Here is a 24,641-nt window from a genome sequence, read left to right as displayed (position 1 = left end):
GCATAGCTCAGCTGGATAGAGTACCTGGCTACGAACCAGGCGGTCGGAGGTTCGAATCCTCCTGCGCCCACCACTTTCATACATAAGCCGACAAAAGTCGGTTTTTTTGTGTCTGAAATAACATATAAGTTAAGCGCATATTTTACGGTGTGTACTTATATTTATTCTTTCAGAAACTCCACTTAGAGTATAAATAAGAAAAAATGAATGTGGGCGCATAGCTCAGCTGGATAGAGTACCTGGCTACGAACCAGGCGGTCGGAGGTTCGAATCCTCCTGCGCCCACCACTTTCATAGACTCTGCTTAGAGTATAAATAAGTAAAGTGTTGGCTTAAAGCCAAGCAGTTGGAGGTTCACTCTTAGAAGATACGTCCTGCGCCCACCACTTTCATACATAAGCCGACATTAAGTCGGTTTTTTTGTATCTGAATTTTGAGAAAGCTATCAGCTATCAGGTATTAGTAAAATCCAATTTTACATAGTGCCAAATCTTCTATTCAGTCACTTCTCTAAAAGCGCAGCGCCTCTTAACCTCTTTGTGAATAATTTGTTTTAAGAAACATTACAAAGAGAAGTGAAAGAGGAATAAATGAGAAGCTCAAAACCAACATTAGTATTTAACCCATTTACGAGCGATGCTCGTCGCGCTAGCAAGCTTAGCGCCTACGGGAAAACTTTAAACCCTGAGTTTAATTGTCGTAGACGTAAAGCGTGCTCACGTTAGAAGCGCAGCTTCTAGTTACTTATGTACAGCTCAAAACCATTCACTGCTCTTTAACTTAAGCTGTGGTATTTTAAACACCTTGTTTAAAAGGAACTTGCTGTATGTTTAAAGCTGTATTCATCACCTTTGTTTTACTATTTATCACTATTTTTAATGTGGGCGCGCACGCTCACACAGCTCAAACAACGCCAATTGTTGGCGCTGCTCAATACAAACATTATTTGCCACAGCTACAAAATAAACGTGTTGGCCTTGTGGTAAATCAAACATCGCTTGTTGAAAATACTCATTTGGTTGATGCTTTACTCACTAAAAATATAACCATAACCAAAATTTTTGCACCTGAGCATGGCTTTAGAGGCGATCACGACGCTGGAGCCCATGTTAAAAATGCGGTTGATAGTAAAACCGGTATCCCGCTTATTTCTATTTATGGCAAAAACAAAAAACCAAGCGCTGAGGCTCTAAGCGAAGTAGATGCTATTATTTTTGATATACAAGATGTGGGCGTGCGCTTTTATACCTACATAAGCTCTATGCATTACATGATGGAAGCCGCAGCCGAGCAAGGTATTGAGTTTATTGTGCTTGATAGGCCAAACCCCAATATTGCCTACGTTGATGGGCCAATACTTGAGCGCCAATTTAAATCGTTTGTAGGTATGCACCCAATCCCCGTGCTGCACGGCATGACGGTAGGCGAGCTTGCAAAAATGATCAAAGGCGAAAGCTGGATCAATAAAGCGGCTGATTTAAAGCTTACGGTGATCCCGGTTGATCATTACACGCGCTCAACATCCTACAGTTTACCTGCAAAACCCAGCCCTAATTTACCTAACGATCAATCAATTGCGCTGTATCCGTCGCTGTGCTTTTTTGAAGCAACCCCTGTAAGTATTGGCAGAGGCACCGACTTTGCGTTTCAAGTAATTGGCTACTCTCCCGTTGCGCTTGGGGGTTTTAGTTTTACACCGCGCTCTATTAAAGGGGCGGCAGCAAACCCTAAATTTAAAAATATAACGGTAAAAGGGCTCGATCTACGCACAGCAAACACGCGCGGGCTTGATTTAAGTTATTTAATTACGGCTTATAATAAATTATCTAAAAACAATATTACCTTTTTTGAACGCGCTGATTTTATGGATAAATTGGCTGGTACCAACAAACTACGGTTAGCTATTGAAGCAGGGCAATCAGAGCGGCAAATAAAACAAAGTTGGCAGCAAGGGGTTGCAGCATTTAAAAAGCAACGAGCGCCGTATTTGCTGTACAAGTAAGGGGTGCAAATGGCTTTAGTAATAAAAAAAACATTAAGCAGCTGTTTTAAAAAGGCTTTATTGGCACTTGTTAGCGCGACTCTTGTAGCGTGCAGTACGGCAAATAAGCCAAATGAGTTTACAGCAAGTGAGCTTAAGCAAAGCAAATTAGTAACGCTTCCAAACGCCCAAGTTATTGTCACTTTTCCTGAGGCTAACCCAAGCAGCCGTGAGTACGTAAATAACCGTGGCACATTTAAAGCGTATAAAGGGCGAGGGCAGTTATTAATTCAAAATAATAACGCGATAAGCGCCGATATTTTTATAAATAACCAAAAGCTTAATATTACCAACCAATTAGCCGCCAATACTTTATATGAGTATTCGCTAGCAAGGCGCACCCACAACGGGGTAAATACGTTTAAGGTTGAAAATATTAAACCTAAAGGCGCAAGCCTTACCTTGCGCTTTGAGTTTCCAACCTTAAATACCGCTGCGCAAAGTAATATAGACTTTAGCCAGGTCGATGCCCTTATTGAAAAAGACATACAAGCTGGTTTTCCGGGGGCGGTATTGGCTGTTATTAAAAGTGGCGAACTAATAAAGCTTAGTGCCTATGGCGATGCCAAACAGTACCAGCAAAGTGATTTGCTGCTACTGCGCCCAGAGCCAATGCAAACACATACTCTGTTTGATTTAGCCTCTAACACCAAAATATTTGCCACTAATTTTGCCCTTATGAAACTTGTAAGTGAAGGGCTTTTAAATATAAACAACTCCGTACAAAGTTACTTACCCGAATACAAAGGTGATGGCCGCGAGCTGCGCACAGTTAAAGATTTACTCACGCATACAGCGGGTTACCCGCCTGCGTTTGATTTTCATCGTAAAGGTGCTAAAAATGGCGATGCGTATTTTTCACAAAATAGCCAAACCACAAAGCAGCTGTTACTTACGCAAGTGCCGCTGAGCAATAAATACCCCGCACAAGCAGTTTACTCCGATATTGATTACATGATTTTAGGCGTACTGGTTGAGCGTATAACCGGGCAACCACTTGATAACTACCTAGAGCAACACATTTACGCCCCACTTAAATTGACCAATACGGTATTTAATCCACTTAAAAAGGGCTTTAAACGCGCTGAATTTGCAGCAACCGAGCTTAGCGGCAATACCCGTGATGGCCGTATTGCCTTTGAAAATATTCGTACCAATGTTTTGCAGGGCGAAGTGCACGACGAGCGAGCATTTTATTCGTTTAATGGCGTAGCAGGGCATGCCGGTTTATTTAGTAATGCACCCGATTTAGCTGTGCTTTGCCAAGTACTATTAAACCAAGGTGGCTTTGGCAATACCCAATTATTTAGCGCATCAACCTTAGCGCAGTTTGTAACGCCACAATTAAACAACGAAACCTATGGTCTAGGCTTTAGGCTTGCAGGTAACAACCAAGCCAGGCGTTGGCATTTTGGCCCTTACGCAAGCGCACAAGCGTATGGGCACACCGGCTGGACGGGTACAGTAACGGTTATTGATCCAACCTACGACTTAGCCATTATATTATTGACCAATGCGCGGCACACAAAAATAAAAGGAAGCCAAAAACATTACCAGTTTTTGGGCAAACAATACGAGACCGCGCAATATGGCTCGGTGGTATCGCTTATTTACGAAGCACTACTAAATCAATAAATTATCGTTTAGGCTAAAACGGCCTAAGTGCAGTGCCTTAAGTGATTTATTTGCAGGTGACTTAACTAAGCCAATCCATTAAGCTAAGCGGTTTACAAATTCAGGCCACATTTTTAAACGGCCTGTAAAATAAGCGTTTCAACGTGAATAAAGCGAACGCACTTCGCTATAAATAAAGGTTAATTTATGTCTTGGTATTCTATATTACCGCCGCTCATTGCTATCGCTATCGTATTTTGGCGAAAAGAAGTAATAATGGCACTTTTGGTGGCCGTGGCTTCGTCAGAATTTTTACTCGCTATACAAGGCGAGGGTAATACCTTATTTGCTACATTTTTAAATACCATTGAGCGCATAATATCGGTAGCCAGCTCGCCGGGTAACACTCGCATTTTAATATTCAGTATTATGATTGGTGCCTTGCTTGCCTACATACGCGAATCTGGCGGCGTAGCAGCCACCGTTAATATGCTTATGAATAAAGGCATTGCAAAAAGTAAGCGCCAAGTTGGCTTTTTAACCATGTTTACCGGCATCGCGGTATTTATAGAGTCAAACCTCAGCGTATTAACCTCAGGTATTGTATCGCGTGGCTTGTTCGACAAGTTTAAAATGAGCCGAGCCCGCCTTGCTTATATTATTGATAGTACCAGTGCACCGGTGTGTATTTTAATATTACTTAACGGTTGGGGCGCATTTGTACTGGGTTTACTTGGCAATTACGAGCTAAGCGAATCGGCAGTTTCTATTTTATGGGGCAGCGTAGGGTATAACTTTTACGCGATTATCACGCTAGTTATTGTGTTTTACACTATCGCGTTTGATAAAGTACACGGCCCAATGAAAGAAGCCGAGCAAAAGCTAGAGCTGCAAAAAACCGATCTAAAAGAAGAAGTAAAAGGCTCTAAAGCGCGTTACATGCTCGTGCCATTACTTACCCTAATTGTGAGCATGGTAGGCTTTATGTTTTACACCGGCAACGGCGTACTTGCAGAAGGCAGCGGCTCTAAATCGGTTTTATACGCAACGGTATTAGCCATTGTGGTTGCATATGTTTTAATGATTAGCTCGCGCCAATTTACTCACCATCAATTAGTCGATACCGGCTTTAAAGGCATGGGCGAGTTATTACCGCTGGTGAGCATTGTATTGCTTTCACTTACACTGGGCGCAAGCTTAAAAGAGCTAGGCACGGGCGTATTTGTCGCATCACTAGTGGGCGATTACCTACCTATTTACTTAATTGTACCAGTGCTGTTTTTAACTGGCGCGGTTATGTCGTTTACTACGGGTACATCGTGGGGCACATTTGCCATACTTATTCCTATTGGTGTGCCGCTTATTCAAGCGTTAGGCTTACCACCTTCACTGGTGGTAGGCGCTATTTTAGGTGGCGGTATATTTGGCGATCACTGCTCCCCTATATCCGACACCAGCGCTGTATCGGCACTCGCCTCGGGGTGTGACTTACTCACCCACGTTAAAACGCAGCTACCATATGCGTTATTTGGCGGCGCACTGACTTTTATAGCGTATTTAGTAACAAGCATAATTGTGTTATAAAATTTGCTCGTTTAAATACAAAAAGGCCTGCTTAATCGCAGGCTTTTTTGTTTTAAATATGCAGTTAAGTACCCGTATTTATATTTTTTAGGTTATTGTATGGCATGAGCTTTAAGCTTTTTAATAGCTATAAATTCTTACTTTTTAACTTATACAAGGCTGTAAACCCACACTATGTTTGTAATAGATAATATCATTCTTGTTAGTGCCATTTTAATTTTACTAGGGGTTATCTCGAGCAAGCTATCTGCGCGCGTTGGCTTACCCGTGCTGGTGCTATTTTTACTGGTGGGCATGCTTGCAGGTGAAGACGGTATTGCAGGTATATCATTTGATAACGCAGAGGCGGCTCATGCTCTGGGCACCCTAGCACTGGCTATTATTCTATTTGATGGTGGGCTACAAACGCCAACCAGCTCTATTAAACAAGTGTGGAAACCTGCTTCGGCTTTAGCAACGGTCGGGGTGCTTTTAACGGCTGTAATTACCGGCCTTGTCGCCACTTATATTTTAGACTTACCTGTATTACAAGGCGTTTTGTTGGGCGCTATTGTGGGCTCTACAGATGCCGCAGCCGTATTTGCACTTTTACGAAGCGCCGGTATTCACTTAAATAAAAAACTTAAATCAACCCTTGAAATAGAAAGTGCCTCGAACGACCCAATGGCTATTTTTTTAACGGTTGGTTTGCTCGAAATGCTAGTGAACGACATGCCAATAGGGCTGGGTTTACTGCAGTTATTTGCCCAGCAAATGGGCGTAGGCGCCGTTTGTGGGTTTTTAATTGGTAAGGTGTCGGTGTGGTTTATTAATCGAATAAAATTAAATGCATCAGGTTTGTATTTAGTAATGGTAACCGCATTTGGGCTGCTTTCTTTTGGCCTTTCTGCAACGCTTGGCGGCAGTGGCTTTTTAGCTGTATTTATAACCGGCGTTATTTTAGGTAACAGTAAATTTGTATATAAACGCGGTATTTTTCTGTTTCATGACGGTTTAGCGTGGCTTGGGCAAATAACCATGTTTGTTGTGTTAGGGCTTTTAATTAACCCCTCGTCGTTGGTTGATGTATGGCTAGAAGGGTTGTTAATTGCACTGGCACTTATTTTTGTTGCTCGCCCACTAGCGGTAGCGCCAGTTTTAAAATTATTTGGCTTTAATAATCGCGAAACTTTATTTGTATCTTGGGTGGGGCTAAGAGGCTCAGTGCCGATTATTTTAGCTATATTCCCACTGTTGTTTGGCCTTTCAGGGGCGGAGCTTATTTTTAATGTGGTTTTTTTCGTGGTGTTAATCTCGGCCACGTTGCAAGGCTCAACTATGCCTTGGATGGCTAAAAAGTTAAGTTTAATAGAGCCGCCACCCGATTTAGCAGCTGCAACGCTCGAAATTACCGCCCTAAACGATATTGATATAGAAATTGTAGAGTATACGTTAAGTGAGGTTTCTCGCGTTTCTGGGCGCAGTTTGTCTCATGCTGCACTGCCAGAAAGTGTAGTTGTAGCCATGATCACACGAGGGCCTTCAATCATACCGCCACGCGGCTCTACTAAATTAAAACCAAACGATCATTTATTTGTTGTTTTAAAACCCGCTAACAGACCTTTTGTTGATTTAGTTTTTACAGCAACCGATAAAACAAACCACCAAGACAGCCACTTAGCGCGCAACGAACTTAAAGTGAAAGGGGTTACGCTAGTAGGCGATATATTTTACTCGTATCACATGAAAATAGACGCCCCAGAGGGCATAAGCTTGGAAGAGGTGATCAACCAAAAGCTCTCAGGAGAAATCAGTAAAGGCTCAATTGTGGTTATTGGTAATGTTCAACTACGCGTTATAACAATGGTACATACACGTATAGTGACCATCGGCTTAAAGTACTTACACAATCCAGAGCAACGACTTTTAAAGCAGTAACCATTACCGATAATTTACAAGATATTAGCGACGTAGGTTGGGTTGAGTGACACGAAACCCAACGAAAACTAGCGGTAGCCTCTAAAAACTATATCATTGGGCGTGCTGGCACAATGATAATCATGCGATTTTTCTAAGCAGCAATTGACTACTTTGAAGCTAAGAAATTTCTGTCTTAGGCGGTTTCAGGTAAACTAACTATATGAAATATACAAAGGAATGTTTATGAGCCAGATTTTTGGTGATACAGATGATAAAAGGGCTTTATATGAGGCTCTCACTAGATACAACTATTTTCCAAATCAACGAGCTAATATAGGTGAGTTACCACCGAGTCTTGATACAAGGCAATTTACGCCAGAAGTAGCTGAAGAGATTGCTAAACTTGAAGAGATAAGAGGTAGGCGTAAATCTGGCTACGACTTAGTTGAATATAAAGCGACAAGATATAATAATGTGCCTAGAGTACTGGGGCTTGTCCATCCTAAAGGATATTCATTACTAGTAAAGTGTATACATGACAACTGGGAACATCTGAAATGTGTCACCGAAAACGTAAATAGTATAATTAAGCCTGAATTTCATCATATAGAAAAGCGATTGGTTGTAATGAATTATGAAGAGCCATTCGTAAAAATTAGTCGATCGCATAGCTCTTCTTTTGCAAAGCGATATAGAGTGCATGCAGATATAGCTAACTGCTTTAATAGTATTTATTCTCACTCAATTGCATGGGCTGGTGTTGGTATCCAGGAGGCTAAAACTCAGCAAGATGATAAACGCACTTGGTTTAATGCTTTAGATATGTACCAATGTAAAACTAAGCGTAATGAAACTCAGGGAATACCAATAGGTTCGGCAGCTTCTAGTATTGTGAGCGAGTTAATCTTAGGAAAAATTGATGGAGCCTTAAAAAGTAAAGGTTATGTGTTCCATAGATACATTGACGATTATACTTGCTATTGCGTGACTAGCGAGGACGCTCAAAACTTCATTCAAGATTTATCCAACTCTCTCGCTATTTATAAGTTAACACTAAACTTAAAGAAAACATCAATAATAGAATTACCAGCAGCTTTTGAAGATGAGTGGGTGCTAGATTTAAAAAGTGCATTACCAAGCCGTTTAGGTAGCGCAGGAGAAAACGAGCCAAAAATTTCTGCTGACGAAGCACTTACGTTTTTAAATAAAGCTATTGGAATTAATAAAAGTACGCCAGATGGAAGTGTATTAAAGTATGCAATATCATTAATCATTAATTACTTAGATGAAGATGCTAATGTAAGTTTATTGGAAGCTCTTTTGAACCTTGCTTGGCATTATCCAGTTTTACTTCCATTATTTGACAAATTATTAGGCAAAGCAGAGATAAATGCAGGGATTTTCGAGCAACAATTAAATGTAATAATACAAGAAAATGCTGATAAGTTCAGGTCTGATGGCATGTCTTGGCCTCTCCATACAATGTTAACTAATAACGTCATACCAAAAAAGGAAACTGCTGAAAAGGTCATTGCGAGCGGTGATTGCGTTGCAATTACTTTGCTACTAGAGATGCATGACTTCAACGCAATGATAGTTGAATTTGCGAATACTATAATTGCTGGTGATGATAACTATGAAAAAGATAGTTATTGGCTATTACTTTATCAATTATACCTAAAAGACCTGTTAATTGATGAACCTTATACTGACAAGGTATTTCGTTGTTTAAAAAAACATAAGGTTAATTTTATACCCCGAAATACGAAAACTAAAGCTGAAATAAACTGTGATAAAATTCAAAGTGAAATGACATCAAATGCGTTAAAAACCGTATTTTCAGAAATGACTATACCTGCTGTAAACAAAAATCCAGATGAAGATTCGGCTGTCTTCTAGTTTTTATAGAGTATTATTTAAAGCTTTTGTTAATGAAGGTGAATAAAGTTAGCTATGTAGTGATTTTTCCTCAGTGCAGCGCGAAGCGCCTCTGTGTTCTCGGTGGTAATATTTATCTAAATTACCACCAACCTTAACTGAGACAAACCACCTAAGCCCCACACTGCCTAACCCCAACTCCCGCATGTTTAAGCGCTACAATCTGCCCTTTACCGTTATGCGCCATAGCCAGCATATCACCCGTATTTAGACCACTTTCTACCGCATGTTTACCCTTTAAATCACTGAGCAGTGACTGCTTAATTTGCACTAGTACCTCGTCATTACAGCTGGCTATGTACCAGTCGTTATCAACCTTTACGAGCGTGCCGTATTCTATGTGGCGTTGTTGGTGTAAGCGCAAGCTATTAGCGTGTTGAGTATCGAGTGCGTGTTTTTGCTCGGTAATGGCGCTTGTGTAACTGCCCGATGGGTTTATTTCGTGGGTTTTAATAATTGAGTAGTCGTGAATATCGATAGTGTTAAGTACGGTTTTAGGTGCGTGGTTAATGCCCTCGTTACTATCAAACACAATAAAGGCGAATACGCCCAGTGCGCAGGCAAGGCTGGTTAACTGTAGCGTAAAACTAAGCCTTGAGGGCTTTTTATGGCTGGCATTATTAAGTAACGCTTTTTTTTGGGAAGCGCTGAGTGTAGTGCGTGCTTTTCGCTCTTTGTAGTGTTGAGTGAGCTTTTGATCAAACTGCTCATCAGGCTTGTTCATTGTTTGCTCCTAATAAACGTTTAAGGTTTTGCTTGGCATAGCGCAGCCTTGTTTTTACGCTCTCATGGTTGCTTTGCGTTATAAGCTCTATGTCGGCGAGGCTAAAGCCTTCTTGTTGTAAGGTAATGGCTTCGCGCTGTACAAAGCTCAGTTGCTTGAGTGCGCTATCGAACGCTTGGTAATTTATATTGCTAATACTATTGTTATTACCTTGCTCATTTTGCTGCGCGGGTAGGTGGGTGTTTTCGTCAAGCTCTACAAAGCGTTGCTGTTTGCGGTATTCGTCTACTAATGTGTTGCGCGCGAGTTTAAATAACCACGCTTTTGGCGTGGTTTGCGCTTGGTAAAGGTGGCGTTTTTCGATTACTTTTAGCCAGGTTTGTTGGCTTACGTCGTATGCTAAATGCGTATTAGATTGCGTCACTAGGTAGTGATATAAATCGTTACTGTATAAGGCAATAAGCTGTTCTAAGTAGCGGTTGTCGCCACTTTTTGCGTAACTTGCCATGCAATCCTTGCTTGGCGTTTCAAATAACCATGACTTAATACTGAGTAGCATAGGCGTTTAGTCCGTTAAATAGAGTTATCTAATTTAAAATCGAGCTGTACGGTTTGATCTGTTTGTAATTGTGCCACACCTTCTATTACTTTGGGGCGATATTTCCAGCGTTTTATGGCTCTTATTGCTTCGCGGTCAAAGGTGCGTTTGGGCTCGGCGTTTATTACCACTGGGTTTATTACTTCGCCGGTGGGCGAAATACTAAAGCTCAGTCGCACCCAGCCTTCTATGCCATTGCGCGCGGCAGATGTTGGGTATTTTGGATTTATGCGCACTATGGGGGTTGCATCGCCTGTTGGGCGGTTAATCGTGCTATTTATGTCATCTCCAAAATCATCAATAGTGATTGGTGTTAATTCGTTAATCGCTATTACAGGGTCGTTTGAGGTATCGACTGGTGGCGCTTTAGGTGGCGTTTTTGGCACAGGCGGTGGTGGCTGTATTTTTTGTATATGCCTTACTTTTGAATCCTCTGGTGCCTGAAAAATCTCTACAATAATATCGTCGCCAAGTTTTATAGGTGCGCGCTGCTCGCCACTAATTAGGTATTGCATAAATGCAAAGGCGGCAAAGGTCATTACTGCGCCGCCAATAATGGCGGTTGATGTTTTAATAAATGCTGAATTATTGGGTACTTCAAGTGTGTGCATAAGCCGCTCCGAGTAAACTTATTGGGTTGTTTAAAAGCTATAACGGGGGGCAAATCAAAAAGGGGTTAAATAATTTTATAAAAATTGCGGGGTTTAGTTACAATAGCGTTCGCTATATTTTTACTTATTAATTTTTTAGGCTGTTATGCAACTCATACAAATAGATAAAGCACGTTACCGCAAACATTTAAATAGGGTAATTGCTGGGTGTGCGGCGGGTTTAGCTGTTGGCAGCTTGGCTATATCGCAAACGTTAATTGCGTTGTTTCCTGATGAAAGCGGGAGCCATTTTCATTGGAATTTAACCGGTGTTGTTATAACAAGTTTGGCCATTGGCTGGCTGTTAAATAAATACCGTACCCATAGTTTTATGACCGAAGTGGTGTACGTGTGGGAGCTAAAACAAGCGCTTAATAAAATAACCCGCAAAATGCCAAAGCTAAAAGCGGCAGGGCGTGAGGGTAATGCCGATGCATTGTTAGCGATTCATTATAGTTATGCGGGCTCACGGCTTTTATGGCAGCTTGACGATAACACCATTACTATGGATGAGTTAGCTATAAAACAAGCGGAGCTTGATAGTGTGGCGGCCAAGTATAACCTGACTTTAAATGCCGATGACTATAACGAGGCTATATTAAAACAGTTTTAAAGCCTAGGTGGTTAAATTAGCTAAAGGAGCCTTAATGAAAAAAGTACTGATAGTGTGTTTAGGTAATATTTGCCGCTCGCCCACAGCAGAGGCAGTGTTAAAAGTGCGTGCTAAAAAATTAGGTGTTGAGTTAAAAGTCGACTCGGCAGGGACTATTGGCTACCACGAAGGTAAAACGCCAGATAGCCGCTCAATGGCTGCAGGCGAAAAACGCGGTTATAGCTTTAAAGGTATATTTTCGCGCCCAGTTCGCAGCAGCGATTTTACTGAGTTTGATTTAATTTTAGCGGCCGACACACAAAACTTAGCTGACTTAAAAGCGCAATGCCCCACCCATTTACATTACAAGCTGGCATTGTTTTTAGAATACGGCGAGCAAAGCCAAAGCGCCATACCCGACCCATACTACGGCGGCGATGATGGCTTTGAAAATGTGCTCGATTTAATTGAAGCCGCAAGCGATAAAATACTCGCAAAGCTTTGAATAAAGCTACCTGAACAAAAAAGACGCTATAATACCTTGCGTGTCATCTGGCTATTTTAAAGTCGAGCTGTACTTGCGTGCTTGCAACAACGGGTTGGCCATCTTCAAATTTTGGTGCATAACGCCACTTTTTAAGGGCTGTAAGTGCCGACCTTTCAAACTCTTTACCCCCTTGTGAGCTAACTACCTCTGGGTTTTTAACAAAGCCTGCGGTATCTACGTCAAATTCAACAACGACAATACCGTCTCGCATTTGGCGCGCTTTGTTTTGTGGGTACTCAGGGTTTTTGCGATATATAGGTGTTTGCTCTTGTGTTTTTTTCCACGGCACCATTTTAGCAATTGCTAAACAATGCTTAGTGGCTTGTTCGCTTTGGCCTGTTTTTTCGTAAAGGTTAACAAGCTTTGAGTGCGCAGTAAGCTCAGCGCTGTGATCAAAGCTTAAGTTGTTATCAAATACCGATACAACATGGTTTAGTCGTTCAATGGCTTCATTGTATTTTTTCTTACCTTGAGCAAACGACGCCATTAAAAAGTCGGCTTTAATGCGCTCTACGGTGTTGTCGTCTAGGTTATTACGGTAGTAGTCATCGGCTTGGTTAAGCAGTGTTTTAGCTTTATGGTATTTTTTATGAGCAAATTTTTTGGCAAGCAGCGAGGCTGCTTCAAACTGCATGTCGGCAACAAATTTAGGGTTGTTTTGTGTTTTAGCTATTTCAATTATACGGTCGTAATCGTTATCGGCTTGATAGGCCGAGCTGGTGTTTTCAGCCTTGCCTATTAGGGCATCGATTGTTTCTATTGCATTTTTACCGTGGTTATTTGCCAGTATTGTATAGGCTTGCGAGTAAAGTTCGAAGCGTTGCTCTGATACATTTTTTTTGTCGTTGATAGAGCGCGGCGCTGTAATTGCTTTGGCGTAATTAATAGCAAGGCTTGCGGTGTTATCACTTTTATCACCATAAAGCGCAAGGCCTGTAATATAGGCATGTTTAGCTGCTTGCTCTATGTTTTCGTCTTTTTTAACAGCCGTTAAATAACTTTGGTATGCATCAGAAAAGGCGGCTTTATCATCGCTTACTTGGCTTGCATTGGCCTGGCTTGCAAAAGCCGTAAAGGTTAATCCGATAACTAAGGCGAGGTGTTGTGCTTTCATAATAATCCCTATTAGTGTTCAATCTAGAAACAAAATACCACAAGTGATAATGGTTTTCATTATCTTTTGTGTGGGCGCTTGCTTATAAAACTAACTAATTACCTAATACCCATGTGCACTAAGCTGTAACTAATTTTCGTCATTAAACTGTACTAATAGTGCCTGCTGAGGTAACTAGGTAACACCGTTTTAGCTTTTTATAGGTGCGGTGTATTAACTTAATGTATAAGCAGCGTGGTAAAAGTAATAAAATTAAAATAGCAAATGCGTTCAAGTTTGTCATTTTTTTGGGGAAATAGCCCTAGGTAGTGGGAGTTTATTGCATATTAAGATTGAAAATAGCCTGTGTAATCGCCATATATTTGCCATAAACCTAGTGTACTACGATCTAACTTTAAACATTTGTGATATTATCACCTTATGGTGTCGTAGTTATTTAATTATTTGGATTTGTCGTGGCGCAAGTAAGAGCAAGAGCCCAGCTTAATGTTGGCAAAAATAGTGATATTCCCGCAGAAATAGTGTCTTTTAGTGGCTTAAAAGACGGCCAAGAACACGTTGCGTTTGTATTTAACAATGCTGATGTAAATCAAAATGTGCCGCTTATTCGCATGCACTCTGAGTGTTTAACCGGTGATGTGTTTCATTCATCGCGCTGCGATTGTGGCGAGCAGTTAAATGAGTGTATTGAAATGATGCACGAGCAAGGCGGGGTGTTATTGTATTTACGCCAAGAGGGCCGAGGTATTGGTTTATATAATAAAATTGATGCTTACGTGCTGCAATCTCAAGGTATGAACACTTACGAGGCTAATAACCACTTAGGCTTTGCTGACGACTTGCGTGATTTTTCGGACGCGGTATTAATGCTCAACGCACTTAATTTAAGCCACGTTAAATTAATGACCAATAACCCTAAAAAGCTTAATGCATTAAAAGATGCCGGCATTGAAGTAGACACCGTTATTGGTACCCACGCGCATATTAAAGCAGGCCTTACAGGTAACAAAGCTTACCTAGAAACCAAAATAAAACACGGCGCACATATGTTAGATATTAAAAAAATTAAAAAACCTTAACTATTTAATCATGTAGTGTCTGTTAATCCCCCCTCACGCCAAGTTATACTTGGCGTGTTTTGTTTAATTTAAGAGCCAGTATGTCTAACGAATTACGAATTTTTAAAGCCGATGCCGGGCTAAAGTGGTTTAAAGCCGGTTGGCATATTTTTAAAACCCAGCCATTTACCTTTGTAGTTATGCACTTATTAATAGGCATAGTGGGCATACTGTCGTTATTTTTACCTTTGCTGCAAGTTGTTGCGGCACTTGCTACGCCTTTTTTAACCGCCGGCTTTTATCAGGCGGTGCTTAGCAAGCAGCAGGGCGGTAAAATTATGCTCGCCGACATACTCAAACCCTTTAGCGCAAAAGGTAACCGTTTAGGACTACTACGTTTAGCGCTTTACCAAATGGGGGCGGGTATTTTAATGGCCTTATTAGCTAATGGCCTATTTGCCGATGCGGTGGCTATTATGAGCCAAGAGGGGCTTGATCCTAACATTGCGCTTGAGCAAACCTTAAATAGTATTTCGGGCGCCAGTGTGGTGCTATTTTTAGTGGCAATGGCGGTGTATTTAATGGCGTTTGCTTACGCGGTACCGCTTATTTATTTTAGTAAAGAAAAACGCATTTTAACGGCGCTTAAAAATTCGCTATTGGTTTTTTATCATAACCTGTTCGCATTGAGTGTTTTTGGCATTATTTGTGTGTTATTTATGGCGCTTTCTATGTTCTTATCGTTCTTACCGCTGTTGATTTTAATGCCAATTTGCTACATTAGTTTCTTTGTATCTTATCAGGCTATTTTTATGCCAGTTGTACCGCCAAGTGACGATAGCAATGTTAAACCACTTAGCAGTGAACAAAGCGGGCGCTTTGACGCTTAATGGATGATAAGTTAAAACAAAAACTTAAAAACTATGTACTGTGGTTACTTGGGCGCCAAGAGTATTCGCGCCGCGAGTTAACCTTTAAGCTTCAGCAAAAAGAAGCCAGCGACGAGTTTATAGAAACCCTGCTTAATTGGTGCGAAGAGCACAATTTTATTAACGAGCAACGCTATTGCGAAGGGTTTGTCAGAAAACACATTTTTAAAGGCCATGGCTTAAAGCGCATTCAAAGCGAAGCCATAGGCAAAGGGATTGACCGTTCACTACTTGAAAGAGTGGTTGAAGAGCTTGAAATAGACTGGTTTGAGCTTGCGCAGGAAGCGTACAACAAAAAGTATTCAACTACACCGGCCAACCTCGAGTACAAAGATAAAGCTAAGCGCGTGCGCTACTTAATGTACCGAGGATTTAGCTACGAACAAATTGATTTTGCAATGCAAGCACAGTAAATACAGGTGAGATTTTCACATGCAGCACATGACTACGGCACAACTTAGGCAACAGTTTTTAGACTTTTTTGCCAGCAAACAGCACCAAATTGTCCAATCGGCTTCACTTATTCCGGGTAACGATGCCACGTTGTTATTTAACAATGCCGGCATGGTTCCTTTTAAGGATGTGTTTTTAGGCGCCGAAACTCGCCCTTACACGCGTGCTACAAGTGCACAGCGTTGTGTGCGTGCTGGTGGTAAACATAACGATTTAGAAAACGTAGGTTACACAGCGCGTCACCATACATTTTTTGAAATGCTAGGTAACTTTAGTTTTGGCGATTACTTTAAACAAGACGCTATTAAGTTTGCGTGGGAGTTTTTAACTGAGGTTGTTAAATTACCACAAGAAAAACTACTTGTTACTATTTACCACGACGATGAAGATGCATTTGGCTTTTGGCACAATGATATTGGCCTAAGCGAAGATCGTATTATTCGTATTGCTACCTCAGATAACTTTTGGTCAATGGGCGATACTGGCCCGTGTGGCCCGTGTTCTGAAATATTTTACGATCACGGTGAGCACATTTGGGGTGGTCCTCCGGGCTCGCCTGAAGAAGATGGCGACCGCTTTATCGAAATTTGGAACCTTGTATTTATGCAGTACAACCGTCAAAGCGACGGTACTATGGAGCCGCTGCCTAAACAATCTGTTGATACAGGTATGGGCCTTGAGCGTATTGCTGCCATTTTACAAGGCGTGCATTCAAACTACGAAATCGACTTGTTCCAAGGCTTAATTGCAGCTGCGGCAAGCGTAACTAACGCACAGGATTTAAACGATAAATCGTTACGCGTAGTGGCGGATCATATTCGTTCGTGTGCGTTTTTAATTTCTGATGGTGTTATGCCGTCAAACGAAGGCCGTGGTTATGTATTGCGTCGTATTATTCGTCGTGCAGTACGCCATGGTAACAAGCTTGGTGCACAAGGTGCGTTTTTCTATAAACTGGTTGCAGCGCTTATTGAACAAATGGGCCAAGCCTATCCAGAGCTTGCAAAGCAGCAAGAAATTATCGAAAAAGTACTGCGCATTGAAGAAGAGCAATTTGGTAAAACCCTTGAGCGTGGCTTAGCTATTTTAGAAGAAAGCCTAAGCGAGCTTAAAGGCGATGTTATTCCTGGTGACTTAGTATTTAAATTATACGACACCTATGGTTTCCCCGCTGATTTAACGGCCGATGTAGCCCGTGAGCGCCAAATGACAATAGACCATGCAGGCTTTGAAGAGTGCATGGCTGTACAGCGTAAAACAGCGCAGCAAGCGGGTAAATTTGGTGCCGATTACAACGAGCAATTAAAGTCAGAAAAACACACTGAGTTTAAAGGCTACGACAGCACACATCACAGCGCTACAGTAGTAGAAGTGTTTGCAAATGGTGAGTCGGTTTCTATTTTAGAAGACGGCCAACAAGGCATTGTTGTACTTAACCATACGCCATTTTATGCTGAATCTGGTGGCCAAACAGGCGATACCGGTACCATTACTGTTGCAGGTGGCGAGTTTACTGTGACTAACACTACTAAACTGGGTAATGCGTTTGCACACCACGGTAGCGTACAAGGGCGCATTGCGGTTAACGATAAAGTAGATGCCACTATTGATGATGCACGCCGTGAACGTATTAAGAAAAATCACACAGCTACGCATATTTTACACGAAGCTCTGCGCCAATTATTAGGTGAACACGTAAGCCAAAAAGGCTCGCTGGTTGAGCCTGAGCGTTTACGTTTTGACTTCTCGCATTTTGAAGCGGTTACTAAAGACGAGCTACGTGAAATTGAGCGTGTAGTTAACGATGAAATTCGTCGTAACTTTGCCCTAAACACTGAGCTTATGGCGATTGATGACGCTAAAGCAAAAGGGGCAATGGCGCTGTTTGGCGAAAAGTACGACGATGAAGTACGCGTAGTAACCATTGGCGATTACTCAATTGAACTGTGTGGCGGTACGCACGTAGAGCGCGCGGGTGATATTGGCTTATTTAAAATTGTATCTGAAAGCGGTATTGCTGCAGGCGTACGCCGTATTGAAGCTGTAACAGGCGCAGATGCAGTGGCGTATGTAAGCGAGCAAGAAAAACAGCTAAACGATGTAGCGGCGCTGGTAAAAGGTGATAGCGCATCGGTACTTGAAAAAGTAACTGCGCTTCTTGAAAAGTCTAAAGGCCTTGAAAAGCAAATTGCACAGCTTAACGATAAGCTAGCCAGTGCAGCGGGTGCGTCTTTACTTGATTCGATTGTTGAAATTAATGGCGTTAAGCTACTAGTGGCAAACGTTGAAGGAACTGAATCTAAAGCGCTTCGTGGTATGGTTGACGACCTTAAAAACAAGATTGGCTCAGGTGTTATTGCACTGGGTGTTGCCAGCGGCGAGAAAGTAAGTCTAATTGCCGGTGTAACGAAAGATTTAACCGGTAAAGTTAAAGCCGGTGAGCTTGTAAACCACATGGCAGGCCAAGTAGGCGGTAAAGGGGGCGGTCGTCCAGATATGGCACAAGCGGGTGGTTCACAGCCTGAAAACCTAAACGCCGCGCTTGAAAGCGTGACAGCCTGGGTAAGTGAGAAAGTTTAAGCTTACGTGGCACTTATTGTCCAAAAGTTTGGCGGCACTTCGGTTGGCTCTATTGAGCGAATAGAAGCGGTCGCAGACCTTGTTGTTAAAACTAAGCAGCAAGGTCATCAAGTGGTTGTGGTTCTTTCGGCCATGTCGGGAGAAACCAACCGCTTAATTAACCTCGCCAAGCAAATAGATACTCGCCCGAGTAGCCGAGAATTAGACGTACTTATTAGCACTGGAGAACAGGTTTCTGTTTCGCTCCTTGCTATGGCTATTATAAAACGTGGCCATTCGGCTGTAAGCCTACTAGCCGATCAGGTTAATATTCAAACCGATAACATGTTTGGTAAAGCCCGTATTGAAGAGGTTGCTGCGACGCGTTTAAAGCATGAGCTTGAGCATAATCGGGTGGCGATTATTGCCGGTTTTCAGGGGCGCGATGTAGAGGGCAATATTACAACCCTTGGGCGCGGCGGCACCGATACCTCTGCGGTAGAAATAGCCGCGGCAATAAAAGCCGATGAATGTCAGATCTATACCGACGTTGATGGCGTATACACTACTGATCCTCGTGTAGAACCAAACGCACAGCGAATGCGCCATGTAACGTTTGCCGAAATGCTAGAGCTGGCAAGCTTAGGCGCAAAAGTATTGCATATTCGTGCTGTTGAGTCGGCTGGTAATCATAAAATGCCGCTAAGGGTGCTTTCGAGTTTTGAGCCCGATGAAGGAACGCTAATAAGTTTTGAGGAGAGCGATATGCCAACTAAGGTTGTGTCGGGGATTGCGTTTAATCGTGACGAATGCTTGATAAAGGTACATGGCGTACCATACTGTGTTCATTCTCTTACAAAAATTTTGAAACTTTTTGCAGAAAATGGCATCGAAATAGATATGATTAGTCAAGTTAATCATAACTTTGAAAAAATAGACTATGCTTTTACTGTGCATTCAAATGACTATTTGCAAGCACACGATTTACTAACTCAACAACAGGTAAATCTGCAGGCTGATAGCATTTCTAGTGATACAACAGTTGCAAAAGTGTCGGCTGTTGGCATAGGAATGAAGTCTCACAGTGGTGTAGCGCATCAATTTTTTGATGCATTGGCGCAAGAAGGCATACACATAGTTTTAGTATCGACGTCTGAAATCAAGGTATCGGTTTTAATTGACGAGAAGTATTTAGAACTAGCAGTAAGAGCGTTACACTCAGAATTTTTAACAGAAAATGGATAGTTTGGGAGTTTTTACTTACTTTTCAATCAATTTTTCATTAAAATGGTCAAGCGGAATCTTATAATTTATTGGAACATGGGAGCAAGAGAATGCTAATACTAACTCGTAGAGTAGGTGAAACCCTAATGATTGGTGACGAAGTAACTGTTACTGTATTAGGTGTTAAAGGAAATCAAGTTCGAATTGGTGTTAACGCACCTAAAGACGTTTCAGTGCATCGTGAAGAGATTTACATGCGTATACAAGCTGAAAAGTCTAACCCTAATCCGGGCAATGCTTAATCAACTCGTATAATTAGCTGAGTAATGCACTTAGCTATACCAAAAGCCACTCACTGAGTGGCTTTTTTGTTTATAAAATCGCGCATTTCATCGGTTAATACACTGCTAGAAATATATTGCATACCCTTATTATGGTGCACTAAGTAGCCGCGGTTAGTTTTAATAATATGGGTTATTTCTGCCCACTTAAATGTATGGCTTTTATAGTGGTTTTCGGTGCTAATAGCGTCATCGGTAAACGAAAGAGTAACCGTTGATCCCGAAGCACGACTAAACATTTGGCGCGTAACCCACCAAGGCCTACGGTAATAAAAGGCAACGCATTCTAATACACCTAGCATTATTAAAAATGTACCTAGGTAATGATCGTCCATAGCGTAAATACTAATTAAACCTAAGCACACCAGTAATGCCAGCAAAAAATACTTTGGCTTGGCTGCTTTACTATAAGAGTGGGACTCGTCAAAGCATTCGTAGTAGTAGGGTTTATCGAGTGTGTAAGTGGTGGTCAGTGCCATAATTGCTAATAAGTAATAGTTTTCGCTATTTTAACAAGCTAGCGTAAAAATCACACCCGTTAATGTAGGCTATGCATTATAAGAGTTATAAGCCGCTTTTTATTAGCGCACAAAAAAACGGCTTATTAAAAGCCGTTTTTTACGTTACCAAACAGATTAACAGTTAGTTTCTTCTGCGTTAACGCCTTCTTTTACATTTTCACATGCATCTTCAACAGAGTTTTGCACGTCAGTTACTGCTTCATCAATACGCTCACCTGCTTCTTCTGCGTGGTTGTCTTCACAACCCATCATAAAGAAACCTGCAAATACGGCGATTAGTGCTGCTTTTAAAGTTGTTGAGTTCATAATGTAATTCCTTGTATATGTTGATTGTTTAGTGTTTTAAGTATGTTAGTAGCTACCTGGGCGATTTACCGCGCAGCGCACCTGAAACTAAAGAAATCACTAAAAGTACTAAAAAGATAAAGAATATAATTTTTGCTATACCAGCTGCGGCACCTGCGATACCACCAAAACCTAACACTGCAGCGATTAAAGCAATAACTAAAAATGTAATTGTCCAGCGTAACATTGTTTTCTCCTTGGTTATCAAATTCGTTCGAAAGTAATGATGCCAGTTGCGTGCCAGAGTTTAATTTTGTTATTTTTCAGTGCGTTATAGTTTTTTGAGCGAGGGTTATAAATTTAGGATTGGTAAGTTTTACGTTTAACGATGTAACTTATTCACACTATTGTAAAGAGAGTAAAAAATAAATATTTTTGCGCGCTGCTTAACTAATCTTGGTAAGACCAATTTACATTTTAGCCCAAACTGATTTTTTACCTGCCGTTTAACTTACTATTTTTTATAGTTTTTAAGTTTTTTGGGTTTAACCATATAACCTTTGCCTATAACGGTTATTTTTATCATCTATATCTAAGCTAATTTAACCCTGTATTAGCTATGTTAACTATTGTGACTGTATGTTAGTTTAATTTTAATTGGTTTTACCAATTGACAGGCGGTGGACAAAGTTAAAAGTTTTGTTATTATTCGGTGAATAATTATTTAAATAAAGCGGTTTTTTATATCGCTATATAGTGCAGGGGGAGAAAAATGGATATAGGAGCTGTACTCACAACCGCAGGTAGCTTGATGCTGACGGGCATGGTGGGCGTGTTTGTATTTCTTTCAATATTGATTGGTGCTGTGTCACTCATGTCTAACTTGGTTGCTCGTTTTGACGAGGCTGAAGTTGCAATACCGGTTAAATCACCATCTTTAAAATCTCAAGGTGTGCCAAACGAGCACATCGCTGCTATTAGTGCTGCCATTGCTCAGTACAAATCAAATAATAAATAAGAGGCACACATGGCTAAATTAAAATTAACAGAACTTGTTTTACGCGATGCTCATCAGTCTTTACTTGCAACCCGTATGCGCTTAGATGACATGCTACCTATTGCTAGCAAACTTGATGATGCCGGTTATTGGTCTATTGAGTCGTGGGGCGGCGCTACGTTTGATTCGTGTATTCGTTATTTAGGTGAAGATCCGTGGGAGCGTATTCGTGCCCTTAAAAAAGCAATGCCTAATACTAAACAACAAATGCTATTGCGCGGGCAAAATTTATTGGGTTACCGCCACTATGCCGATGACGTGGTAGAAAAGTTTGTAGAGCGTGCCCACAAAAATGGTGTAGATGTATTTCGTATTTTTGACGCCATGAACGATGTACGTAACTTAGAAACGGCAATTAAAGCGGCTGTAAAAGTAGGAGCACACGCGCAAGGCACTATTTCTTATACTGTAAGCCCAGTGCATACCCTTGATATGTGGTTAACCCTTGCAAAACAGCTAGAGGATTTAGGTTGTCACTCTATTTGTATTAAAGATATGGCAGGCTTATTAAAACCATACGATGCAGAGCAACTTATTAAAGGGCTAAAAGAAACCGTTTCTATCCCTATTGCTATGCAGTGCCATGCAACCACAGGTTTAAGTACTGCTACATATCAAAAAGCCATTGATGCAGGCATTGATATGCTTGATACCGCTATTTCTTCAATGAGTATGACTTACGGTCATTCAGCTACAGAAACCATTGTAGCGATTGTTGAAGGAACGCCCCGCGATACCGAATTAGATTTAAACCAGCTAGAAGAAATAGCGGCTTACTTTAGAGATGTACGTAAAAAGTACGCTGCCTTTGAGGGGAGCCTTAAAGGTGTTGATGGCCGTATTTTACTCGCGCAAGTACCTGGTGGCATGTTAACCAACATGGAAAACCAACTGAAAGAGCAAGGCGCAGCAGATAAGCTAAATGAAGTATTACTTGAGATCCCACGCGTGCGTGAAGATTTAGGTTTTATTCCGCTAGTTACTCCAACATCGCAAATTGTAGGCACACAAGCAGTACTAAATGTGCTTACGGGTGAGCGTTATAAAACAATTACCAAAGAAACCGCCGGTGTTTTAAAAGGCGAGTATGGTTTAACACCTGCACCTATGAACAAAGAGCTGCAAGAGCGAGTGCTTGATGGCAGCGAGGTTATTACGTGTCGCCCTGCAGATAATATAGCCCCAGAGCTTGCATCGCTTGAAGCAGAGCTGCAAAAAGAAGCGCAAGAACAAGGTTTAACACTTGCTGATGAGCAAATAGATGATGTGCTTACCTATGCATTATTCCCACAGGTTGGCCTTAAATTTATTAAAAACCGTAACAACCCAGATGCCTTTGAAGCAGTGCCAAGTGCTGATGATGCAAACGCTAAGCCTGCAGCAAAACCTGCAAGTAACAAAGGTGTTAGCGCTGAGCAATACAGCGTTAAAGTTGACGGTAAAGTTTACGATGTAGTGGTTGCGCAAGGTGGCGAGCTTAAAGAGGTAACGCTAAAAGATTCAGAGCACTTACCACAATCAGCATCGGTTGCATCAGGTGAAACACTGAATGCGCCACTGGCAGGTAATATTTTTAAAGTAAAAGTAAAAGCAGGCCAAGCCGTAAACGAAGGCGATGTGGTTGTTATTATGGAAGCGATGAAAATGGAAACCGAGGTTCGTGCAATGCACTCAGGTACTGTGGCTGAGGTCTTAGTGTCTGAAGGTGATGCTGTGACAACGGGCGATGCAATTATAGCGATGGCGTAGGAGTAGCTTTAATGGAAGGTCTTTTAAATCTTTGGCATGCTACCGGCATTGCTAACTTTACGTTTCCTGGCTTAATAATGATTGCGGTAGGGTGTTTGTTGTTGTTTTTAGCCATTGCTAAAAACTTTGAACCCCTATTACTGCTGCCTATTGGCTTTGGCGCAATACTGACTAATATTCCGGTTGCTGGGCTTTCTGACCCAGGTGGTTTGCTTTATTACGTGTATTACGTAGGTATTGATACGGGGATCTTCCCTTTATTAATTTTTATGGGAGTAGGGGCGCTAACCGATTTTAGTGCGCTTATTGCCAACCCGCGTATGTTATTACTGGGTGCAGCCGCGCAGTTTGGTATTTTTGCCACCTTGTTTGGGGCAATTTTATTAAACTATGTACCTGGCTTTGAATTTAGCTTACAAGATGCCTCAGCCATTGCCATTATTGGTGGTGCCGATGGCCCTACAGCCATATTTTTAGCATCTAAGCTTGCCCCTGATTTACTAGGTGCCATTGCGGTTGCTGCTTATTCTTACATGGCGTTAGTGCCAATTATTCAGCCGCCAATTATGCGCGCATTAACTACACCTGATGAGCGTGCTATTAAAATGCCAGAGCTGCGCAAAGTATCTAAAAAAGAGAAAATAGTATTTCCTTTAATGGTACTGAGCTTAACCGCTATGTTTTTACCAGCGGCTATTCCCTTAGTAGGCATGTTCTGTTTAGGTAATTTAATGCGTGAGTCTGGTGTTGTAGATAGGCTTAGTAACAGTGCCCAAAACGAAATTATTAATATAACCACGATATTTTTAGGTTTGGCAGTAGGCTCTAAACTAGCGGCTGATCAGTTTTTAACTGTAGAAACCATTGGTATTTTGGTGCTCGGTGCGCTGGCATTTGCTATTGGTACAGCATCGGGTGTGTTTATGGCAAAAGGCCTTAACAAGCTTTCTAAAACACCTATTAACCCTTTAATTGGTGCTGCGGGTGTATCGGCAGTACCGATGGCGGCGCGTGTAGTTAATAAAGTTGGGCTTGAGAATAACCCACATAACTTTTTACTTATGCATGCTATGGGGCCAAACGTAGCTGGGGTGCTAGGAAGTGCCGTAGCCGCAGGTATATTACTGGCGCTTGTTGGCTAGTATTTAGGATTTAATCCAACCG

23 protein-coding genes and 1 tRNA gene are annotated in these 24,641 nt (G+C 41.6%); 17 read left to right on the top strand and 7 right to left on the bottom strand.

The annotated features are described in order from the left end of the window. The first annotated feature begins 211 nt into the window (after positions 1 to 211). From MTF68_RS19155 to drt4, 6 genes are all read left to right on the top strand, one after another. Positions 212 to 288 (top strand) — tRNA-Arg (locus tag MTF68_RS19155). A 538-nt stretch (positions 289 to 826) separates the two neighbouring features. Next, a complete protein-coding gene (locus tag MTF68_RS19150; RefSeq protein ID WP_248463354.1) occupies positions 827 to 2,002 on the top strand; it encodes a DUF1343 domain-containing protein in 1,176 nt (391 codons plus the stop codon). A 9-nt stretch (positions 2,003 to 2,011) separates the two neighbouring features. Next, a complete protein-coding gene (gene pbp4b, locus MTF68_RS19145; RefSeq protein WP_248463352.1) occupies positions 2,012 to 3,676 on the top strand; it encodes a penicillin binding protein PBP4B in 1,665 nt (554 codons plus the stop codon). 186 nt (positions 3,677 to 3,862) lie between these two features. Continuing rightward, on the top strand, positions 3,863 to 5,239 hold the full coding sequence (locus MTF68_RS19140) for a Na+/H+ antiporter NhaC family protein (protein WP_029773935.1): 1,377 nt from the start codon (positions 3,863 to 3,865) through the stop codon (positions 5,237 to 5,239). A 174-nt stretch (positions 5,240 to 5,413) separates the two neighbouring features. Continuing rightward, complete coding sequence (locus MTF68_RS19135) at positions 5,414 to 7,156, top strand: potassium/proton antiporter (protein WP_096739138.1); 1,743 nt, start codon at positions 5,414 to 5,416, stop codon at positions 7,154 to 7,156. 225 nt (positions 7,157 to 7,381) lie between these two features. Beyond that, positions 7,382 to 9,037, top strand: coding sequence for an antiviral reverse transcriptase Drt4 (gene drt4 / locus MTF68_RS19130; protein ID WP_248463350.1), 1,656 nt, complete (start codon positions 7,382 to 7,384; stop codon positions 9,035 to 9,037). 151 nt (positions 9,038 to 9,188) lie between these two features. Here the strand turns inward: drt4 and MTF68_RS19125 are convergent, their stop codons facing one another. The 3 genes from MTF68_RS19125 to MTF68_RS19115 are packed head-to-tail and all read right to left on the bottom strand — an operon-like array spanning position 9,189 to position 11,009. Beyond that, the gene (locus MTF68_RS19125; RefSeq protein ID WP_248463349.1) at positions 9,189 to 9,800 is read right to left on the bottom strand and encodes a hypothetical protein; all 612 of its coding nucleotides are present in this window, start codon (positions 9,798 to 9,800) and stop codon (positions 9,189 to 9,191) included. Further along, positions 9,787 to 10,359: a sigma-70 family RNA polymerase sigma factor gene (locus tag MTF68_RS19120; protein WP_024031593.1), complete on the bottom strand. Its 573-nt coding sequence runs from the start codon at positions 10,357 to 10,359 to the stop codon at positions 9,787 to 9,789. The genes MTF68_RS19125 and MTF68_RS19120 overlap by 14 nt, the downstream gene beginning before the upstream one ends. Before the next feature lie 14 nt (positions 10,360 to 10,373). Next, positions 10,374 to 11,009 (bottom strand): energy transducer TonB, encoded by a 636-nt coding sequence (locus MTF68_RS19115; protein ID WP_248463348.1) that lies wholly within the window; start codon positions 11,007 to 11,009, stop codon positions 10,374 to 10,376. A gap of 145 nt (positions 11,010 to 11,154) precedes the next feature. On the opposite strand from MTF68_RS19115, the gene MTF68_RS19110 reads away from it, so the two are divergent. Both MTF68_RS19110 and MTF68_RS19105 read left to right on the top strand, forming a co-directional pair. Then, positions 11,155 to 11,661 (top strand): DUF3087 domain-containing protein, encoded by a 507-nt coding sequence (locus MTF68_RS19110; RefSeq protein WP_004587507.1) that lies wholly within the window; start codon positions 11,155 to 11,157, stop codon positions 11,659 to 11,661. A gap of 34 nt (positions 11,662 to 11,695) precedes the next feature. Continuing rightward, positions 11,696 to 12,145 (top strand): low molecular weight protein-tyrosine-phosphatase, encoded by a 450-nt coding sequence (locus tag MTF68_RS19105; RefSeq protein ID WP_248463347.1) that lies wholly within the window; start codon positions 11,696 to 11,698, stop codon positions 12,143 to 12,145. A 43-nt stretch (positions 12,146 to 12,188) separates the two neighbouring features. Here MTF68_RS19105 and MTF68_RS19100 read toward each other — a convergent pair whose 3' ends face one another. Then, positions 12,189 to 13,301, bottom strand: coding sequence for an energy transducer TonB (locus MTF68_RS19100; protein WP_154945180.1), 1,113 nt, complete (start codon positions 13,299 to 13,301; stop codon positions 12,189 to 12,191). 455 nt (positions 13,302 to 13,756) lie between these two features. On the opposite strand from MTF68_RS19100, the gene ribA reads away from it, so the two are divergent. From ribA to csrA, 6 genes are all read left to right on the top strand, one after another. Further along, positions 13,757 to 14,380, top strand: coding sequence for a GTP cyclohydrolase II (ribA, locus tag MTF68_RS19095; protein WP_024031598.1), 624 nt, complete (start codon positions 13,757 to 13,759; stop codon positions 14,378 to 14,380). Between the two features lie 80 nt (positions 14,381 to 14,460). Beyond that, the gene (locus tag MTF68_RS19090; protein ID WP_004587511.1) at positions 14,461 to 15,249 is read left to right on the top strand and encodes a BPSS1780 family membrane protein; all 789 of its coding nucleotides are present in this window, start codon (positions 14,461 to 14,463) and stop codon (positions 15,247 to 15,249) included. After that, complete coding sequence (locus MTF68_RS19085) at positions 15,249 to 15,701, top strand: regulatory protein RecX (protein WP_004587512.1); 453 nt, start codon at positions 15,249 to 15,251, stop codon at positions 15,699 to 15,701. Before MTF68_RS19090 ends, MTF68_RS19085 begins: the two co-directional genes overlap by 1 nt. Positions 15,702 to 15,720: 19 nt before the next feature. Next, a complete protein-coding gene (gene alaS / locus MTF68_RS19080) occupies positions 15,721 to 18,321 on the top strand; it encodes an alanine--tRNA ligase (protein ID WP_055254821.1) in 2,601 nt (866 codons plus the stop codon). Between the two features lie 6 nt (positions 18,322 to 18,327). Further along, a complete protein-coding gene (locus MTF68_RS19075; protein WP_024031600.1) occupies positions 18,328 to 19,545 on the top strand; it encodes an aspartate kinase in 1,218 nt (405 codons plus the stop codon). Between the two features lie 89 nt (positions 19,546 to 19,634). Then, complete coding sequence (gene csrA, locus MTF68_RS19070; protein WP_004587515.1) at positions 19,635 to 19,826, top strand: carbon storage regulator CsrA; 192 nt, start codon at positions 19,635 to 19,637, stop codon at positions 19,824 to 19,826. Between the two features lie 50 nt (positions 19,827 to 19,876). Here csrA and MTF68_RS19065 read toward each other — a convergent pair whose 3' ends face one another. From MTF68_RS19065 to MTF68_RS19055, 3 genes are all read right to left on the bottom strand, one after another. Then, on the bottom strand, positions 19,877 to 20,344 hold the full coding sequence (locus MTF68_RS19065) for a YcxB family protein (protein WP_248463346.1): 468 nt from the start codon (positions 20,342 to 20,344) through the stop codon (positions 19,877 to 19,879). 156 nt (positions 20,345 to 20,500) lie between these two features. Continuing rightward, a complete protein-coding gene (locus MTF68_RS19060; protein ID WP_004587517.1) occupies positions 20,501 to 20,692 on the bottom strand; it encodes a hypothetical protein in 192 nt (63 codons plus the stop codon). 52 nt (positions 20,693 to 20,744) lie between these two features. Continuing rightward, positions 20,745 to 20,918, bottom strand: a complete 174-nt coding sequence (locus MTF68_RS19055; RefSeq protein ID WP_002961939.1) for a DUF1328 family protein — start codon at positions 20,916 to 20,918, stop codon at positions 20,745 to 20,747. 525 nt (positions 20,919 to 21,443) lie between these two features. Between MTF68_RS19055 and MTF68_RS19050 the strand changes: the two genes are divergently transcribed. Genes MTF68_RS19050 through MTF68_RS19040 form a run of 3 tightly spaced genes read left to right on the top strand, consistent with a single transcriptional unit; the run spans position 21,444 to position 24,619 of the window. Next, on the top strand, positions 21,444 to 21,689 hold the full coding sequence (locus MTF68_RS19050; RefSeq protein WP_024031602.1) for an OadG family transporter subunit: 246 nt from the start codon (positions 21,444 to 21,446) through the stop codon (positions 21,687 to 21,689). 9 nt (positions 21,690 to 21,698) lie between these two features. Next, entirely contained in the window at positions 21,699 to 23,477 is a 1,779-nt protein-coding gene (gene oadA, locus MTF68_RS19045) for a sodium-extruding oxaloacetate decarboxylase subunit alpha (protein WP_248463345.1), read from the top strand. Between the two features lie 11 nt (positions 23,478 to 23,488). Next, positions 23,489 to 24,619, top strand: a complete 1,131-nt coding sequence (locus MTF68_RS19040; RefSeq protein ID WP_004587520.1) for a sodium ion-translocating decarboxylase subunit beta — start codon at positions 23,489 to 23,491, stop codon at positions 24,617 to 24,619. The last annotated feature ends 22 nt before the right edge of the window (positions 24,620 to 24,641 follow it).

Origin of the sequence: Pseudoalteromonas sp. 2CM37A, assembly GCF_023161885.1 — a bacterium.
Lineage (GTDB): Bacteria > Pseudomonadota > Gammaproteobacteria > Enterobacterales > Alteromonadaceae > Pseudoalteromonas > Pseudoalteromonas atlantica.
This window is presented reverse-complemented; position numbering and strand designations above follow the sequence as displayed.

Bases quoted from the DNA above. Each gene is read 5' to 3' on its own strand.
- MTF68_RS19060 (WP_004587517.1), bottom strand. From the start codon at position 20,692: ATGAACTCAACAACTTTAAAAGCAGCACTAATCGCCGTATTTGCAGGT.
- MTF68_RS19100 (WP_154945180.1), bottom strand. From the start codon at position 13,301: ATGAAAGCACAACACCTCGCCTTAGTTATCGGATTAACCTTTACGGCT.
- MTF68_RS19110 (WP_004587507.1), top strand. From the start codon at position 11,155: ATGCAACTCATACAAATAGATAAAGCACGTTACCGCAAACATTTAAAT.
- MTF68_RS19135 (WP_096739138.1), top strand. From the start codon at position 5,414: ATGTTTGTAATAGATAATATCATTCTTGTTAGTGCCATTTTAATTTTA.
- MTF68_RS19115 (WP_248463348.1), bottom strand. From the start codon at position 11,009: ATGCACACACTTGAAGTACCCAATAATTCAGCATTTATTAAAACATCA.
- MTF68_RS19065 (WP_248463346.1), bottom strand. From the start codon at position 20,344: ATGGCACTGACCACCACTTACACACTCGATAAACCCTACTACTACGAA.
- MTF68_RS19055 (WP_002961939.1), bottom strand. From the start codon at position 20,918: ATGTTACGCTGGACAATTACATTTTTAGTTATTGCTTTAATCGCTGCA.
- MTF68_RS19105 (WP_248463347.1), top strand. From the start codon at position 11,696: ATGAAAAAAGTACTGATAGTGTGTTTAGGTAATATTTGCCGCTCGCCC.
- csrA (WP_004587515.1), top strand. From the start codon at position 19,635: ATGCTAATACTAACTCGTAGAGTAGGTGAAACCCTAATGATTGGTGAC.
- MTF68_RS19150 (WP_248463354.1), top strand. From the start codon at position 827: ATGTTTAAAGCTGTATTCATCACCTTTGTTTTACTATTTATCACTATT.
- MTF68_RS19040 (WP_004587520.1), top strand. From the start codon at position 23,489: ATGGAAGGTCTTTTAAATCTTTGGCATGCTACCGGCATTGCTAACTTT.
- MTF68_RS19120 (WP_024031593.1), bottom strand. From the start codon at position 10,359: ATGCTACTCAGTATTAAGTCATGGTTATTTGAAACGCCAAGCAAGGAT.
- MTF68_RS19085 (WP_004587512.1), top strand. From the start codon at position 15,249: ATGGATGATAAGTTAAAACAAAAACTTAAAAACTATGTACTGTGGTTA.
- pbp4b (WP_248463352.1), top strand. From the start codon at position 2,012: ATGGCTTTAGTAATAAAAAAAACATTAAGCAGCTGTTTTAAAAAGGCT.
- oadA (WP_248463345.1), top strand. From the start codon at position 21,699: ATGGCTAAATTAAAATTAACAGAACTTGTTTTACGCGATGCTCATCAG.
- MTF68_RS19125 (WP_248463349.1), bottom strand. From the start codon at position 9,800: ATGAACAAGCCTGATGAGCAGTTTGATCAAAAGCTCACTCAACACTAC.
- alaS (WP_055254821.1), top strand. From the start codon at position 15,721: ATGCAGCACATGACTACGGCACAACTTAGGCAACAGTTTTTAGACTTT.
- MTF68_RS19090 (WP_004587511.1), top strand. From the start codon at position 14,461: ATGTCTAACGAATTACGAATTTTTAAAGCCGATGCCGGGCTAAAGTGG.
- MTF68_RS19140 (WP_029773935.1), top strand. From the start codon at position 3,863: ATGTCTTGGTATTCTATATTACCGCCGCTCATTGCTATCGCTATCGTA.
- MTF68_RS19050 (WP_024031602.1), top strand. From the start codon at position 21,444: ATGGATATAGGAGCTGTACTCACAACCGCAGGTAGCTTGATGCTGACG.
- drt4 (WP_248463350.1), top strand. From the start codon at position 7,382: ATGAGCCAGATTTTTGGTGATACAGATGATAAAAGGGCTTTATATGAG.